Here is a 16,830-nt window from a genome sequence, read left to right on the forward strand (position 1 = left end):
TATTGTTATACCCACGTTGAAATAAATCCCCCATAAATGGGTTGTATTACCCATATCCAATTTCAACTTTTTTGATGGAAAACTGGACACAGAATCCAGCGCCCCCACTGGCGGGGAATTATAAGCTATTGAATTTTTTGGCATAGAGAATGCTGTGAGTTCACTAGCGCATTAATTGGGAGTTTGAAGTTGCTGCCACTGGAAAAACAACTTTCCTGGGGCACTCTCAGTGCGTGCATTACTTGCCCTTTTGAGGAGTCACTTTCATGCGCATCGAACCGCTAATCCTCACGTTGGCACTGACTCTTTTCATTTTTTCGATCGGGGCCGCATGGAGTCTTTTCAGCTTGTTCAGCAGTTAAGAATCATTCGCTGATAAACCGTCGAAGATCGCATTCAGCCAATTTGGATCGTTGCCTGCTGCTCTAGATCCAACACCTGATACTTCCAGAGCGTTGACGATTCTTCTCGGCAGTAAGTACCCATTTTCAGCTCAACAAACAGCCAGTTTTTTAAAGAAAAAAAGGGAGGGCATCCATGCCCTCCCCTCCGCTTTCACGCGTCTGCGACCGTACTGATCAGGACCTCAAGTGGCGAGAATGAAATCTGCGGCAGTGACGGTTGTTGCATCGGCCACACCGACCAGGCGGATGGACTCAGGTCCTGCGGAGCTGATCAGGGTATCCGCACCGATATCGGTGATGATGACGATGCCGGCAAAGGTCGCAGCAGTGACGCCGAACGCGGAAATGTCGAGCCGGTCCTGGCCTCCCACCGCGTTGGCATCGAAGCCGATGATCTGATCGGCCCCGAAGCCCGCTGCGAACATGAAGATATCGTTGCCACTGCTGGCAACCATCACGTCGTTGCCGGCACCGCCAGTGACCGTATTGTTGCCAATACCGCCATCGATAAAGTCATTGCCGATACCACCCAACAATGTGTCGTTTGCGTCACCACCGAGCAGCGTGTCGTTGCCTGCTCCACCATTCAAGACATCCGCCCCGTCACCGCCATCGAGGCTGTCGTCGCCAGTGCCACCGTTCAGGGTATCCGTGCCAAGGCCACCGAACAGTTGGTCGTTACCGGCGTCGCCATTCAGTGTGTCGTTGCCGCTATTGCCGGTGAGGATGTCGTTGCCGTCGCCACCATTGAGGGTGTCATTACCCACCCCGCCGGTGATGGAGTTGTTCAACCCGTTGCCGATGCCGACGAAGTTGCCGGCTCCGGTGTAGGTCAGATTTTCGACATTAGCGCCCAGCGTGTAGCTGGCCAGCGAAGTCTGCACGGTGTCCGTACCGCCACCCGCCACCTCGACCACCACGTCTGCGGCTGCATCGACAACGTAGGTATCGTTGCCAGCGCCCCCCACCATCCGGTCAGCACCCGCACCGCCATTGAGGAGGTCGTTACCCACCCCGCCGGTGATGGTGTTGGCCAGCGCGTTACCGGTACCGGTGAAGTTAGCGGCGCCCGTATAGGTCAGGTTCTCGACGTTGGCACCGAGCAGGTAGTTCGTCAGACTGGTTTGCACCAGATCGGTACCACCGCCCAGCACCTCGGTGACAAGGTCTGCGACGTTGTCGACCACAAACGTATCGTTGCCGGCACCGCCGTTCATGGCATCCGCGCCGAGCCCACCGTTGAGGGTGTCGTTGCCGTCCTCGCCATTGAGGACGTCGTCGTTGTCTCCGCCGTTGAGGATGTCGTTGCCAGTGCCGCCAAACAACTGGTCGATACCGGCGAGGCCATTCAGCGTATCGTTCCCGCCCAGGCCAGACAGCACATCGTTACCCGCGGTGCCGGTGAGGGTGTTCGCCAAAGCATTGCCCAGCAGTACCACGCCCTGTATCACAACCGCCGCCGTCGCCGCAGAGGTCACCGACTCCAGCGCGCCGAAGCCATCGGTGTAGCGCACGATCACTCGCAGTTGCAGATTGACCTGCGCCGCACCAGGGGTGAAGGTCGCAGCCGTCGCGCCGTTGATGTTAGTGAAGGACGCGCCGGTACCTTGCTGCCACTGGAAGCTGAAGGAGCCTAGCCCATCCCGATCGGCAATCCCACCCGTCAGCGCGGTCAGCACCTGCCCTTGATCCGGTGTCGTATCGCTGATCAGCAACACACCTGTCGGTGCATCGTTGACGTTGGCCACCGGCCCCAGGATGTTGGATGAAACGCTTTCGGCCGCACCGAAGTCATCCACGTAACCGACCACCACGCGCACTGCCTGGCCGACCTGAGCCTGGCCAAGCGCGAACGTGCTACCGGTAGCGCCGGCGATGTTGACGAAGCCAGGCCCGTTGTTCGCCTGCCATTGGTAGGTGAACTGCGGATTGTTGAGGCCATCAATGTCGATGATGCTCGCCGGGTTAGCAGTCAACACCTGGTTCTGCACTGCAAGTCCGGTTACGGTCGGCCCTGCAGTCGGTGCATCGTTGACGTTGTCCACCGGCCCCACGATGTTGGACGAAACGCTTTCGGCCACACCGAAGGCATCCACGTAACCGATCACCACGCGCACTTCCTGGTCGACCTGAGCCTGGCCAAGCGCGAACGTGCCACCGGTAGCGCCGGCGATGTTGACGAAGCCAAGCCCGTCGTTCGCCTGCCACTGGTAGGTGAACTGCGGATTGCTGCTCAGGCCATCGAGGTCGATGATGCTCGACGGGTCAGCGGTCAACACCTGGTTCTGTACGGCAAGGCCGGTAATGGTCGGCCCTTCGGTCGGTGTACTGTTCCCGGACGAGTCGACGATCTCCAGCGTGCCCTTGGTATCCTGATACACCGCACGGACGCGGATGTTCAGTCCCGCCTCATCGGCTCCCACCCGGAAGGTGGTGCCTGTCGCCCGCGTTGCCTCGCCAGCGGCGAGGGTGGTGATGTCTTCATAGATGCCCGAGCCGGCAATGTTTTCGACCTGCCAGTAGTAAGCCACCGCGCCGGTCACCGTACCGGTCGGGTTGACCACGCTTTGGTTGTCCGCGTCGTGTACCGCCGAATCACTGACGCGCAGCAACTGGCCGGCAACAGGCGTATCGTCACGCACACCCGTAGCAGCATCGAGGATTGCCAGATGACCCAATGGGTCGTTGTTTTGAGCGGTGCCGACTCCGGACGACAGCGCAACGTCAGCGAACTGCAGACGCTCGATCCCCGTCAGGCGATCGACGCCATCACGCCCTGCCACCGAATCGGTCACGATGACCGTGTCGCCATCGATCTCGATGCCGTATTCCCCAAAATTACCGGAGTACAACGCGGTGTCGAAACTGTTATCGCCGGTCAGAATCTCCCGCACGATGACCAACTGGCCCGGGTTGTAAGTACCGTTCAGCATAAACGGCACCATCGGTTCCATGCTGTCGAACGAGGCGATTTCCGGGCCAGTGCCATCAGCGTTCGCCCGTACGCTGATGCGTACATTCAGCCACTTGTCACCGTCGATGATGTCGTCACCACCGCGACCTTCGATCAGGTCGCTGCCGCTACCACCGAGGATGATGTTGCCGCCGTCGAAGAACGTCGCTCCGGCTGGCAGCAGATCCGCCAGGCCGTTGATCAGGTTGATGTTAGTCAGCACGCTGCCGGTTGCGCCCGCAGTGGGCAGCGATGTGGCATCTTCGTTATCACCGCGCAGGAAGTCACCGTGAGATGAACCCGACAGACCTTCCATGATGTCGAACCGCACCAGCGCCGAAGCACCCGAACCCGGCATCGGCGGAACATCGAAAAAGCGGTCGGTGAAATCAATGGTCACGCCCTGGGCGAGCCCCTTGAAGGTTGCCCAGTCATAGCCGGAGCCGCCGATATAGCGGTCACCCAGGCCGAGACTGCCGACCATGATGTCGTCGCCGCCTTCGCCGTTGAACTTATCGTTCTCGTTACCGCCGATGAACACATCGTGGCCGATCACCGGGTCATTGCCAGCCGGGTCGAAGTTGTCGCCAGGTGCACCGTCCGAAGTGCCCTTCTCGATCCAGTCGTTGCCTTCGTTACCCATGTCCTGTTCGTTGGCTTTGCTGCCCAGGATGAAGTCATTGCCCTGGCCACCGATGGCCTCGGAAGCGTCCTCACCGGTCACGATGAAGTCATTGCCGAACCCGCCAATGATCAGGTTGACGCCGTTGCCACCGTGCAACACGTCGTTGCCGTCGCCGCCCTGAATGTTATCGTCGCCGCCGAGGTCGGTAATGATGTCGTCACCGGTTCCACCGCGCAGTTGGTCGTTGCCATAACCGCCTTCAATGCGATCGTTGCCGCCGTCACCCCAGACCGTGTCATCACCTTCACTCGAAATGAGGATGTCTGCGCCGTTGGTGCCGCCCAGCACGATGTGCTCTCCACCCGAGTACCGGATGTAGTTGGTGTCCGGCCCCGCGGTCAGCGGGTTGTCGCGGAACACCACCTGCTCGCCGTTCTCGCCAAGCGGATCGGCGTTGCCCAGGCCATCGTTGTACTGCTTGGTCTTGTCCACTTCCAGATAGAACCCAGGGTCCGAGAACACCAGGCCCGGCAAGTGCGTGGCCGAAGTGTTGGCCATGATCAGCTTGGCGAACGAGTTGCTTTCCAGTTCGGCGTTCATCGACAGGCCAGCGGTACGCTCCAGGTAATAGAAGCGGTCACCGTCCTGCAGTTTTTCCAGCTGATTCTCGAACACGAAGTTGAACGTCGAGCCGAGCATGCCGCCGAACGGCGTTTTCTCTTCGGCCAGGCCGCCGATCCAGAGGTCGATGGCATCGACCCCCGTGACCGTCACTCCCTTCAGATCGTCGGCAGTCCCCAGCAACCCATCCTTGCCGGCCAGCGTTACATTGGCCCAGGTACCGGTGCCGTTGAGGAAATCCAAGCGGTCAGCCGGCGCATCAGGACCACCCAATACCAGCGCCAGGGCTGCGGCGCGTTTGCCTTCCAGCGTGGTCGCCGCCGTGATCGTGTCGTGGGTGCCATAGGCCGCGATGAAGTTGATCAACGACTCTGGATGTTTAAGGTGCTGCACCAGGTCGACCCAGCTGATGTAAGGCGTGAGTTGGGTATCACCGGTTTGGCTGTAGATCTCGCGGCGGACCGCATTGAGCGAAGGAATCCCGACGTCGCGGCCACGGGCGATGTTCATCGCCGGCAGGTCGAGCGGCAGGCCGAGCAGGTTGTTGCGCAGCGCCTCGGTGACGAACTCGTCGATTTCGTTACCGGCTTGCCGAGTCATCCCACGCACGATCGCACTGGTCGCATCCTCGGGCGTTACACCACTGGCGGCGTACGCCAACGGGTTGAGGAACGCCGCGATCAGGCCGAGTTGCTGATCAGGACCAGCACTGTTCGGATCGCCGACCACGTTGAAATCGACGTCGAAGCGATCGACAGTCTCGGTCAGCATCGAGTGGCCAAACCGGTACACGGTGTGGGCGAACTCGGCGACGATCGAGGCATCGAGGTCAACGTCATAGACCTGGGTCGGTGCGAAGAACAGGTCGACCCTGGGCTGGATGGTCCGGGCAAACTCCTCGAACACCAGGTGCTGATACTGCATCTCGGTGCCGAACTTGGCAGCCTGGAACAAGCGCTCGCCATTCCACAGCAGCGCATCGATCTCAGCCTGGTTGGCTGGCAACCCGCTTACCGGCGTGAGCAACCACTCGTTGAGGAAGGCCACGTCACCCGAATCGAGCACGGTGTCCTTGGTCTGCGCGACCAGCCGATTGTGCTCGGAGTGGAAGATCGCATGCACCGCGGTCAGGCCGATGTTCTCGTTGACCCGGCCGTCGCCAGCGATGTAATGCGCATCCAGGAGTTCGTTGTCGTAGGCCAGGTTGGCCCCGGTCTGCGGATTGAACGGCACTGCGTTGCCAACGTCGGTATCCGCGTCAGGCACGAGCACGCCACCGCTGAACACCGGCGCTGCATTGTGGGCAATGTCGACGAGGAACTGGTGACCAGTGCGCACAGCATTGGTCAGGCTAATGGGCGAAAGCGGATTGCCTTCGACAAGCACGTCATCAGCCGTGCCACCAAGACCGTCAGCGCCCTTCATCACAACCATCGGGAAGCCGTTCGGCCCCTTGATGAAATTGCCATAGGCGTCAGTCGCCAACAGTGGGGCGTTTTCGACGTCGGCATCGGTAAGGTGGATACCCAAAATGTCGTTGGCCTGCGCCTTGACCACTTTCCAGGTCGCCATACCACCGATTTCGCTGTCGTCCGCGGTACCGTATTTGCCATCCGCCCCCAGGTCACGGTTAGTGATCAGCCTGCCGGTCGCGATGGGGCCGTTGTCGGTCAACTCATAACCGCGCAGGAACACCTGGTGCGATGGGTGCGAGCTGTAGGTCTGGTTTTGGTCCACGAACGGCGTCGTGGTGTTGGTGTGTTCATGGATGTCGTCGGCCGTGCCGAGAACGCCATCCGCCCCTGGCTGGTTGGTCGCGCGGGTCAGCACCATGAAGTTTGCGTGGCCGCCTGGCACATACAGCGGATCATCCGGTTGCAGCGGGATGAAGATGGTGCCCGAACCACCTTTGGTCACCAGGTCCAGACCGTGATCGAAGAACTGCCCGAAGAAGGTCATCCAGGCGTTGAACGGCGCGGACAATCCCGCATCCGCCGTGGTGTTCTCGAACAGGTACACATCGTGGTCGTCGTCAGTACCGAACTGACCATCCATGCCGGGGCTGGCGACAATCCGTACGCCATCCTTGAGCACGTCGTCGTTATCCACCGTGCCGAAGTTGAGCACACCGTCCGCGCCCACGTCGTAAGCCGTGGCATAAGCTGCCGGGTTGTTCGACGTCTGGTCGACGATCAGATTACTGATGGTGCGCGGCTGCGAGTCAAACACTGAGCCGCTGGTCTGCTGGTACGACGATCCCGGAGTGGCCGGCGAGCCGGGGCCAAAGAACCCGGCAGGTGCACCTTCCGCCGGATTGAAGACTGGATCGCTCAAGCGCGGGAAGGTGTTATCCGCGGCACCAAATTCGGTGTTGTTAATACCGTTGAGGTTCATCAGGTTATTGTTCGAACCATCGACCGCACGCAGGCCCAACGGCGCGCGGATATTCGGGATCAGCGAGAGGATGTCCTGACCGCCCGCGTCTGCCTCGGCAATCTTGATCTGATCAAGAATGAAGTTGAGGTCGGAGCGGACCATGTGCAGCCCCGCGCCACCCGCGGTGGCATCGACTACCGGTGCCTGCGCCGTCGGTACGACCGGCTCGCCAGGAACCACCACGTCAGTCGGCTGTGAGAACACCACTTCAGTCGTGCCATGACCATCCTGGTAGATCGCCTTGACCCGCAATACCAGCCCGGCAAGATCCGGGGAGACCTTGAACGTGGTGCCGTCGGCACTCTGGAACCCCAGGTCACCCGCAGGCAGGAGGATGATGTCTTCGAACACGCCGGTGCCAGGGTCGGCTTCGAATTGCCAATAGTAGGACACCGAGGCGTTGTTGACGAAACCCTGCAGGTTACCCACCGCGATGTTGTTGGTATCGCGCACACCGGCCATGCTCACGGTCAGTGTGTCGCCCACCGTTATCTCGCCGCCGTTGCCATCTGCGACGGTCGGCCTGCCCGTCGGTTGCGCATTAAGCCCCGGCACTAGCACCCGCTGGGTATCGGCGAACTGCAGGCGTTCGATATGCAGCAAGGTATCGGTGCCGTCGCGCCCCACTTCAGTATCGGTCACCGTCCAGACATCGTCCGCCACATTGGCGGTGCCGCGTGTGTCCTGCGTCACCACATACTCAGACTGGAGTCCGGAGAAAATGGCGGTGTCAAAGGCCGACCCGCCCGTCGAGGTGCCGGGCAGGATTTCCCGCACGGCCTTGAGCTGTCCCGGGTTATACGTGCGGTCCAGCATGAACGGAATCATATCGACCATGCTGTCGAAGCTGGCGATCTCAGGGCCGGTATGGTTGACGTCGCCGGGAGCATAGACTGCAATTCTGACGTTGATCCATTTGTCGCCATCGATCAGATCATCGCCCCCGCGGCCTTCAATCAGGTCACTGCCATTGCCACCGAGGATGATGTTGCCAGTGGCAAAGCCGGTGGTTGGCAAACCGGCATCGGACAGAAACTGCTCCAGTCCGCGAATCAACGCCACATTGGTCAGGGCACTGCCCGTGGTACCACCGTGGTTGATGATAGTGTCCGCATCAACATTATCGCCAATGAGCACATCGGCGAATTTCGAACCGGACAAGCCTTCGACCTCGGCAAAACGGTCGAGAATCGAGGCCGGCGAGGCGCCGACCGGATTGAACACACCGGTGTTCTGGTTTGGCGCATTGCCGTGTGGCTGCGCCAGCTCGGCCATGCTCAGGTCAACGGTCACGCCGATCTTGTCATTTTTGTAGGTCACCCAGTCGAAACCGGACATGCCGTCCATGTTGTCCTGGGCATCGCTGCCGACAAAGATGTCATCGCCACCCTCGCCGATCATTTCGTCGAAGCCACCACCACCAACAAAGATGTCGTTGCCGATCACATCGTCATTGAGCAACGCCGAAGCGTTATCGCCAGGCGCGCCGTCCTGGGTGCCCTTCTCGATCCAGTCATCACCTTCGTTGCCGGTAGCTGGCAGGTTGGTCTTGGCGCCGAGGATGAAATCGTCGCCCTGACCGCCAAAGGTGGTGCTGATGTCTTCGGTGGTGATGATGAAGTCCTGGCCATCGCCCCCCAGGATCAGGTTGCCTGCAACACCCATGCTACCGGCCACGATCACGTCGTTACCGGCATTACCTTCCAGACGGTTGTCGCCGAACGAATCAGTGATGATGTCATCGCCCGCGCCGCCCAGTACCGCATCATTGCCGGCGCCCCCTTCAAGGCGGTCGTTGCCGCCGTCGCCGTAAAGGGTGTCATCGCCCTCACCGGAGACGATGATGTCATCGCCGGCGGTGCCGCCGAGTACGACATGGTCTTCACCGGTGTATTGCAGATAATTACTGTCCGCACCCACGGTGTTGGGGTTGTCGCGGATCACCAGCGGCACGATTTCCACGCCGTTGATCATGAGGCCGCCCGTTGGATCGGCGCTGCCGTCCGCGCCAAGGTTAGTGAACTGATTGGCCTGATTCACTTCGAGGGTGAACGTCGGCGTCAGGAACACGGTGTTCGACAGGTGGGTGACATCGGTGTTGAGCATGATCAACTTGGCAAAGGAGTTGTTCTCCAACTCGGTGCCGAAGTTCAGGCCCGCGGTACGCGACAGGTAGTAGAAGCGGTCGCCGTTCTGCAACGCCTCCAGCTGGGTTTCAAACACGAAGTTGAACGTCGAGCCGAGCATGCCGCCGAACGGCATTTTCTGCTCGGCGAGGCCACCGACCCAGAAGTCGATGTCGTCGAGACCCGTGATCGTCACACCCATCACGTCGTCGGCAGTCCCCGGCAGCCCATCCTTGCCGGCCAGGGTTACGTTGGCATAGGCATTGGTGCTGTTGAGAAAGTCCAGGCGGTCAGCCGGTGAACCGGCACCGCCGAATACCAGCGCCAAGGCCGCAGCGCGCTTGTCTGCCAGTGTGGTCGCCGCCGTAATCGTGTCATGCGTGCCATAGGCCGCGATGAAGTTGACCAACGACTCGGGGTGCTTGAGGTGGTCCGCAAAGTCAGCCCAACTGATGTACGGCTTGAGCTGGCTGTCGCCGGTTGATGCGTACATCTCACGGCGCGCTTCATTCAACGTGGGGATACCAGTGTCGCGACCACGCGCCAGGTTCAGGGCCGGCAAATCGAGCGGTAGACCGAGCAGATTGTTGCGCAACGCTTGCGTGACGAACTCGTCGATCTCGTTGCCGAGTTGGCGGGTCACACCGCGAATGATCGCCCCTGCCGCTTCGTCCGCAGTCGCCCCGCTGCCGGCGAACGCCAGCGGGTTGAGGAAGGCCGCGATCAGCCCCATTTGGGAGTCCGGATTGTTCGGGTCAGTGAGGAGCGGATTGAATTCGGGGTCGAAGCGATCCACGGTCTCGGTCAACATCGAGTGACCGAAGCGGTACACCACGTGGGCAAACTCGGCGAGGATGGCCGGGTTGATCGAAGTGTCATACCCGTTGGGGGCAAGGAATTCATCGATCTGCGGCTGAATGGTCCGCGCGAACTCCTCGAACACCAGGTGCTGGTACTGCATCTCGGTGCCGAACTTGGCGGCCTGGAACAGGCGTTCGCCGTCCCACACCAACGCCGCGATCTCGGCGGGTGTAGTCGGTATCGCGGCCACGTCGTCCACCAGCCACTCATTCAGGAAGGCCAGATCGCCGGCGGCAAGGAGGGTGTCCTTGGTTTGCTGGACCAGGCGGTTGTGTTCAGAGTGGAACACATGGTGCACGGTCGTCAGGCCGATGTTCTCGTTCACCCGACCGTCGCCGGCAATGTAGTGCGCGTCGAGCAGTTCGTTGTCGTAGGTCAGGTTGTTGCCACCTGCGCCAACCGGCTGCGCATTACCTATATCAGTGTCAGCATCCGCCTGCAGAACCCCGCCGACGACTACCGGCGCAGCATTGTGGGCGATGTCATCGAGAAAGCCATGCCCGGTGCTCACGGCACTGGCCAGGCTGATCGGAGCATCCCGGTTGCCTTCGACCAGTTGCGTGACGTCATCTGCTGTCCCGGCGATCCCGTCAGCACCGTTACTGACGCGCATTACCACCTGCGGCATGCCGCTCGAACCCCGGATGAAGTTGCCATACGCATCGGTTGCCAGCAGCGGCACGCTATGCACATCGGCGTCGGTCAGGTTGATACCGAGAATGTCACGGGCCTGGGCCTTGACCACTGCCCAGGTCGCCATGCCGCCATTTTCGCCGTCGCCATCGTCGGCCGTGCCGAACTTGCCGTCGGCGCCGAGATCGCGGTTGGTAATCAAGCGTCCCGTTGCAACAGGGTCACCGGCCGCGTTGAGGACATACTCGCGCAGGAACACCTGATGCGAGGGGTGCGAACTGTAAGTCTGGCTTTGGTCCACGAACGGCGAGGTGGTGTTGGGCTGGCCATCATCGCTAGTGCCGAGAATTCCGTCCGCGCCGGCTGTATGCACTGCACGTGACAGCACCATGAAGTTGGTCGGGCTACCCGGTACGAACAACGGATCGTCTGGCTGCAGCGGAATAAATACGATGTCGGTACTGCTCTTGGTGACCAGGTCGAGGCCGTGGTCGAAGAACTGGCCGAAGAAGGTCATCCACGAGTTGAAGCCGGCGGTCAGACCGGCGTCCGCCGACACGTTGGGGATGAAGAACACTTCCTTGTCGTCGGCCGTGCCGAACACGCCATCCAGACCGGGGCTGATCACCGGGTCTGCACCGCCATTCGCCGCGACTGCGGCCGGGTTGTTGGCGGTCTGGTCGACAATCAGGTTACTGATAATCCGTGGCTGCGGGTCGACCACCGTCCCTGACGCGGCATAGGCCGCTCGATACTGGGCATCAAGCAGGCGCAGAAAGGAATTGTCCGCGGCGCCAAACTCGCTTTGCCCGGCGACCAGGTTGTTGTCGCTGCCATCGACGGTGCGCAGGCCGAAGGGCACCTGACTGTTGGGTAGCAAATCACTGAGGCTGGCGCCGTCGGCATGCGCTTCTGCGATGAAGATTTGCTTGAGGATGAATTCCAGGTCCGACTTGTTGAAATTGGCCATTGCGGTGTCCTCGATCTAATTGTGAGAAAGGCACGGGACGATGAAACCCTCCCACGCCCAGTCAGGTGCTGGCTTGCGCAGTTCGTTGGTTCGGTTGTTTGGCGAGAGCAGGCGTGGGTGAGGCAAAGCCGTTCCCCTGCGCCCGGAAATGCGCGCCTGGAATTCGCGAAATGAAAGATCGCTAAGCGATTAGGCAGAGCGATTCCGGGCCACTGGTGGGCCATGGAATCGGGAAGTCGAAGCGAACTTCCTGAACAGCTCCGTCGCGGTGCTACAGAACGAAATGATCGACATGCCGTGCTCCTTCAGGACCACCGTGCCTTGCACTTTCGAAGCGATGGCAGGCTTCAGACGGGCGCCCTTGCACATGACTAAAGTTGCATAGCCATGCGCTGTCAATATTACGACGTAAAAAATTACATTCAGCATTTGACACGACAACTTACTGTTATTAAACGAGATATATAGATTCAGATGAACTTCTAGAGCGAAATGTTATTTCAAGCTGTATCGCTAGAGAGACAAACGCCACCTACGCTGCTGCATGTGAACATAAAAACTTATGGAACTTTTTCAAGAACGCTATCGCTTGTGTCCACGATAAGCATTCGCAACTACATCTATGGTTTTCCATAACATTTGCTGCTGTTTTTTTGCCGCAAGCACAACCGGCTTTTTCGGTGAGGGACTATCAAATGCACAAGCTCTCGAGCACCCGATCCGAACTGGCTGACGCGATTTTTCGCCTGCGCCGCAGCTTTTATTCGCTGGCAGGGTTCAGTGGCGTCATCAACGTCATGATGTTGACGCCAGCCGTCTATATGCTGCAGGTCTATGATCGGGCCTTGGTCAGCCGCAACGTCACAACGTTGACGATGTTGACCATTCTGGTGATAGGCCTGTTCTTGCTGATGGCCACGCTGGAAATGTTCCGCACCCGCGTGCTGATCCGGGTCGGCAACTGCCTCGACATGGACCTAAATCGACGCATTTTCACCGCAGCGTTCGAGCGCAATCTGAGCCGCGCCGGTGGTAATCCGGCCCAGGCCCTGCAGGATCTCGCGCAGGTGCGACAGTTCCTCACCGGCAATGGCCTGTTCGCTTTCTTTGATGCGCCATGGACCCCGATCTACCTGGTGGTCGCCTATCTGATCCATCCGCTGCTCGGCCTGGTCACACTGATCGGCTCACTGATTCTGGTGGGTCTGGCTTATCTCACCGAGAAGGCGACACAAAAGCCGCTGGCCGAAGCCAATCAGGCCGCCCTCTCCTCCGCCAGCTACGCCAACAACAACCTGCGCAACGCCGAGGTCATCGAGGCCATGGGCATGCTGCCGTCGATCGGCAAGCGCTGGTACCAAAGCCATTTGCGCATACTGGAAATGCAGACCCTGGCCTCCGATCGTGCCGCCCTGATCAGCAGCACCGGGCGCTTCGTGCGTATCACTTTACAGTCGCTGATCCTCGGCGCCGGCGCGCTGCTGGCGATCGAAGGCAAGATCACCCCCGGGATGATGATTGCTTGCTCGATCCTCACCGGTCGCGCGCTGGGCCCGGTGGAACAGGTCATCGCGTCGTGGAAGCAGCTTCTTGGCTGCCGTTCGGCCTGGGGACGGTTGAACGAGATGCTGAACGACTATCCGCGCCGGCCACCGAGCATGTCGCTGCAGCGGCCGCTGGGCATGTTGGCAGTGGAGAACGTGTATGCCGGCGCCCCCGGCACCGGCAACACGATTGTGCGTGGGGTGAGCTTGAACCTTTCCCCCGGAGAAAGCCTTGGCATTATCGGTCCATCCGCCTCGGGCAAATCCACCCTCGCCCGCCTGTTGGTTGGCGTCTGGCCGGCGCAGGCCGGCAAGGTACGCCTGGACGGCGCGGACATATTCACCTGGAACAAGGGTGAACTGGGCCCCTGGCTCGGTTACCTGCCACAGGACGTGGAGCTGTTCGAGGGCACCATCGCCGACAACATTGCGCGTTTTGGCGAAGTGGACAGCGATGCGGTCATCCGCGCCGCCAGGACGACAGGGGTTCACGAGATGATCCTGCGTTTGGCGCAGGGTTATGAGACCCGTCTGGGCACCGATGGCAGCCCGCTTTCCGGAGGCCAGAAACAACGCATCGCCTTGGCCCGCGCGCTGTATGGAGAACCCAATCTGATTGTGCTGGATGAACCGAACGCCAACCTCGATGACGTCGGTGAAAAGGCCTTGGTCGATGCGTTGGCGCAACTCAAAAACCGCGGCGCCACCGTCATTCTGATTTCCCACCGTCCCAATGTGCTCTGCGCCGTCGATAAGGTGCTGATGCTGCGCGACGGTGGCGTGCAGATGCTCGGCACTCGCGACGAAGTATTCGCAGCGCTGCGCAAGGCCAGTGTGATGCCTGCCGGCACGTCAACTCCGCTCGCCTCCGTCAAAGCACGGGAGTAAACGATCATGCAAATGAGCCAACACACCGACATGATTCTCACCGACCCCAGAAACGTAGTGGATCTGGACGTCGGGAAACCCGTGCGCTGGGGCATGCTGCTGATGCTCGCTGGCTTCGGTGGTTTCCTCCTGTGGTCCTGGCTGGCGCCGCTGGATGCCGGCGTGGTCGCGACAGGCACGGTCAAAATCACCAGCAATCGCAAAGCCGTGCAGCATCTGAGCGGCGGCACCGTGGAGGCTATTCTTGTTCGCGAAGGCGATGCAGTGAAAAAAGGCCAGGAGGTGGTCCGCCTCGACTCGCTGCGTGCCGCGGCCGAACAGGGTGCGGTCAGCGCCCAGTACATCGTCAGCAAAACGGTGGAAAACCGCCTGGAAGCGGAACGTGACGGCCGCGATGTGGTGAACTACGATCCCGAATTGCTCAAGCGCTTCGGGAATGACTACCGCCTGCTGGCCGCCATGGATCTGCAACAACGCCTGCTGGACACCCGGCGTGCCGGCCTCGCTGGCGAAATCAGCATCCTGCAGGAAAACCTCGCGGCGTCGGCGGTGCAGTTCAAGGGACTGCAACAGGTCTATGGCGCCCGCGCCTCGCAGATCAACTTCCTCAACCAGGAACTGAAAGGCACCCGCATGCTGGCGGCCGAAGGCTATGTCCCGCGCAACCGTCTGCTTGAGCTGGAACGCAGCAATGCCGACCTCTCCGCCGGCCAGGCCGAGAACCTCAACAACATCGCTCGCGTGCGCAGCCAGTCCACCGAAATCAAGCTGCGCATCCTGCAGCGCCAGCACGATTACCTGAAGGAAGTCGAATCGCAGCTCACCGACACCGCCAAGGAAAATACCACCTTGGCCGACCGCTTGCGTGCGCTGGACTATGAAGTGACCCACACGGTGATTCGATCGCCCATCGATGGCATGGTCCAGTCCCTGAGCATTGCGACCATCGGCGGGATCATTCAGCCCGGCTTCAAGATCATGGAAATCGTTCCGGACAACGAACCGCTGCAGGTCGACGCCATGATTCCCGTGCAGGCCATCGACAAGATGGTTCCCGGCCTGGCCGTGGACATCGCCTTCCCGGCCTTCAACCATGCCCGGACGCCCAACATTCCAGGCCGCGTGAAGACCGTCTCCGCCGACCGCCTGCTCGACGAGGAAAGCAAGCAACCGTTCTATCTGGCTCAAGTAGAGGTCACGCCCGATGGCATGAGCCTTCTTGGCAGCAATCACATTCGTCCGGGTATGCCCGCCAGCGTCACCATCAAGACGGGTGAGCGCAACATGCTGAGCTATCTTCTCAAACCCATGCTTGAGCGTGTTGACAGCTCCTTCAAGGAACAATGAAATGGACCGTCATTGCCTGTTCTTCTGCCTGCTGGCGCTGTCCCTCCCGGTCAGCGCCATGGACCTCAAACAAGCCTGGGATCTGTTGCAGTATCAAGGCCCCGTCTATCGCGCCGCTGTGCATGAAAAGGAGGCCGGTGTGGAAAACCGCGCCATCGGCATGGCCGGCCTGCTACCGCAAATCAATGCCTCGGCCTACGACAACAAGGTCAATGGCGCCCAACGCCAGAGCGGCGTCGAAAGGGATCTCGACTACACCTCCAAGGGCGCTAACGTGCGCCTGCGCCAGCCGCTGTTCAACAAACAGAAGATGTCCGAGTACCGCCAAGGCAAGCAGCGTGCCGACTACAGCGTCGCGGTGTTCGATGCCAAGAGTCAGGACGCCGCGGTGCGCCTGGCTGAAAGCTATTTCGACGTGCTCCTGGCCAGCGAAACCATCACCCTTGCCAAGTCCAAACTGAACGCCTTCGACGAGCAGCTCGCTTCGGCGAAACGGCGCATGGAGTTGGGGGCCGGCACGGTCACCGACATCGACGAGTCGGCCGCTCGCCGCGACCTCGCCGCGGTTGAGCTGATCGAAGCGCAGGACAACCTGGTCAATGCGCGCCGCAAGCTTGAGGAATACATCGGAGAAACCCCCGAATCGCTGACCACCTTGCGTCCGAGCTTCGATACGCCACCGCTGCTACCGAGCAACCTGCAAGACTGGCTGGTCAAAGCCCAGACCGACAGCCCGCTGATCCATGCGCGCCGTCATAGCAGCGACCTCGCCGAAGAAGAAGTAAAGCGCGCCAGGGCCGGCCACTGGCCAACACTGGATTTCGTTGCCGGTTACACCGCGGGCGACAGCCAATCAATTTCCGAGCTGAATCAACGCAACCACTACGGCTCAATCGGGCTGGAAGTAAACTTTCCGTTGTACAACGGTGGCGGCACCAGCGCGTTGACACGCCAGGCGAGTGCCAATAGCTATAAGGCCTTGGACGAACTCGACGCCACGCGCCAGGAAGTCATCTCCGGCACCACCCGCGAGTATCGTGGCGTAGAGAGCGGCGCCACACGTATTCACGCGCTGGAGAGGGCCGTGGAGTCCAACGAGCGCTCACTGACTTCGACTCGTAAAGGCTTCAAGGAAGGTGGCACCAGCACCAACTCGGACGTCCTCAATGCCGAAGAGCTGCTCTTCGTTGCGCGCCACGATCTGGTCGAAGCCAAGTTGCGCTACCTGATGTCGCGCCTGCGCCTGGCCTCTTCGGTGGGCAGTCTGGGCGACGACGATATCGACCATATCAACAACTACCTCGGCCCGGAACTGCTGGTCACCAACTGACGCTCACCTGCACGGCACTTTTACAAGGCCGTCGGCAAAACCCGGGCACGCAACAGCGCTCCCTTCGCCTACCGTTGAGGCAATGCGGTCAG

The 16,830-nt window shown here is 60.3% G+C and carries 4 protein-coding genes; 3 read left to right on the plus strand and 1 reads right to left on the minus strand.

The window, feature by feature from the left end:
- Positions 1 to 586: 586 nt before the first annotated feature.
- Complete coding sequence (locus HB680_RS08525; RefSeq protein ID WP_213938068.1) at positions 587 to 11,629, minus strand: peroxidase family protein; 11,043 nt, start codon at positions 11,627 to 11,629, stop codon at positions 587 to 589.
- 695 nt (positions 11,630 to 12,324) lie between these two features.
- On the opposite strand from HB680_RS08525, the gene HB680_RS08530 reads away from it, so the two are divergent.
- From HB680_RS08530 to HB680_RS08540, 3 genes are read left to right on the plus strand one after another with little or no spacing between them, the layout of a single operon-like run.
- Positions 12,325 to 14,061, plus strand: a complete 1,737-nt coding sequence (locus HB680_RS08530; RefSeq protein ID WP_213938069.1) for a type I secretion system permease/ATPase — start codon at positions 12,325 to 12,327, stop codon at positions 14,059 to 14,061.
- A 6-nt stretch (positions 14,062 to 14,067) separates the two neighbouring features.
- Positions 14,068 to 15,408 (plus strand): HlyD family type I secretion periplasmic adaptor subunit, encoded by a 1,341-nt coding sequence (locus HB680_RS08535; RefSeq protein ID WP_213938070.1) that lies wholly within the window; start codon positions 14,068 to 14,070, stop codon positions 15,406 to 15,408.
- A gap of 1 nt (position 15,409) precedes the next feature.
- Entirely contained in the window at positions 15,410 to 16,738 is a 1,329-nt protein-coding gene (locus HB680_RS08540; protein WP_213938071.1) for a TolC family outer membrane protein, read from the plus strand.
- Positions 16,739 to 16,830 lie beyond the last annotated feature (92 nt).

The organism is Pseudomonas sp. dw_612, from assembly GCF_018449725.1.
Classification (GTDB): Bacteria; Pseudomonadota; Gammaproteobacteria; order Pseudomonadales; family Pseudomonadaceae; genus Aquipseudomonas.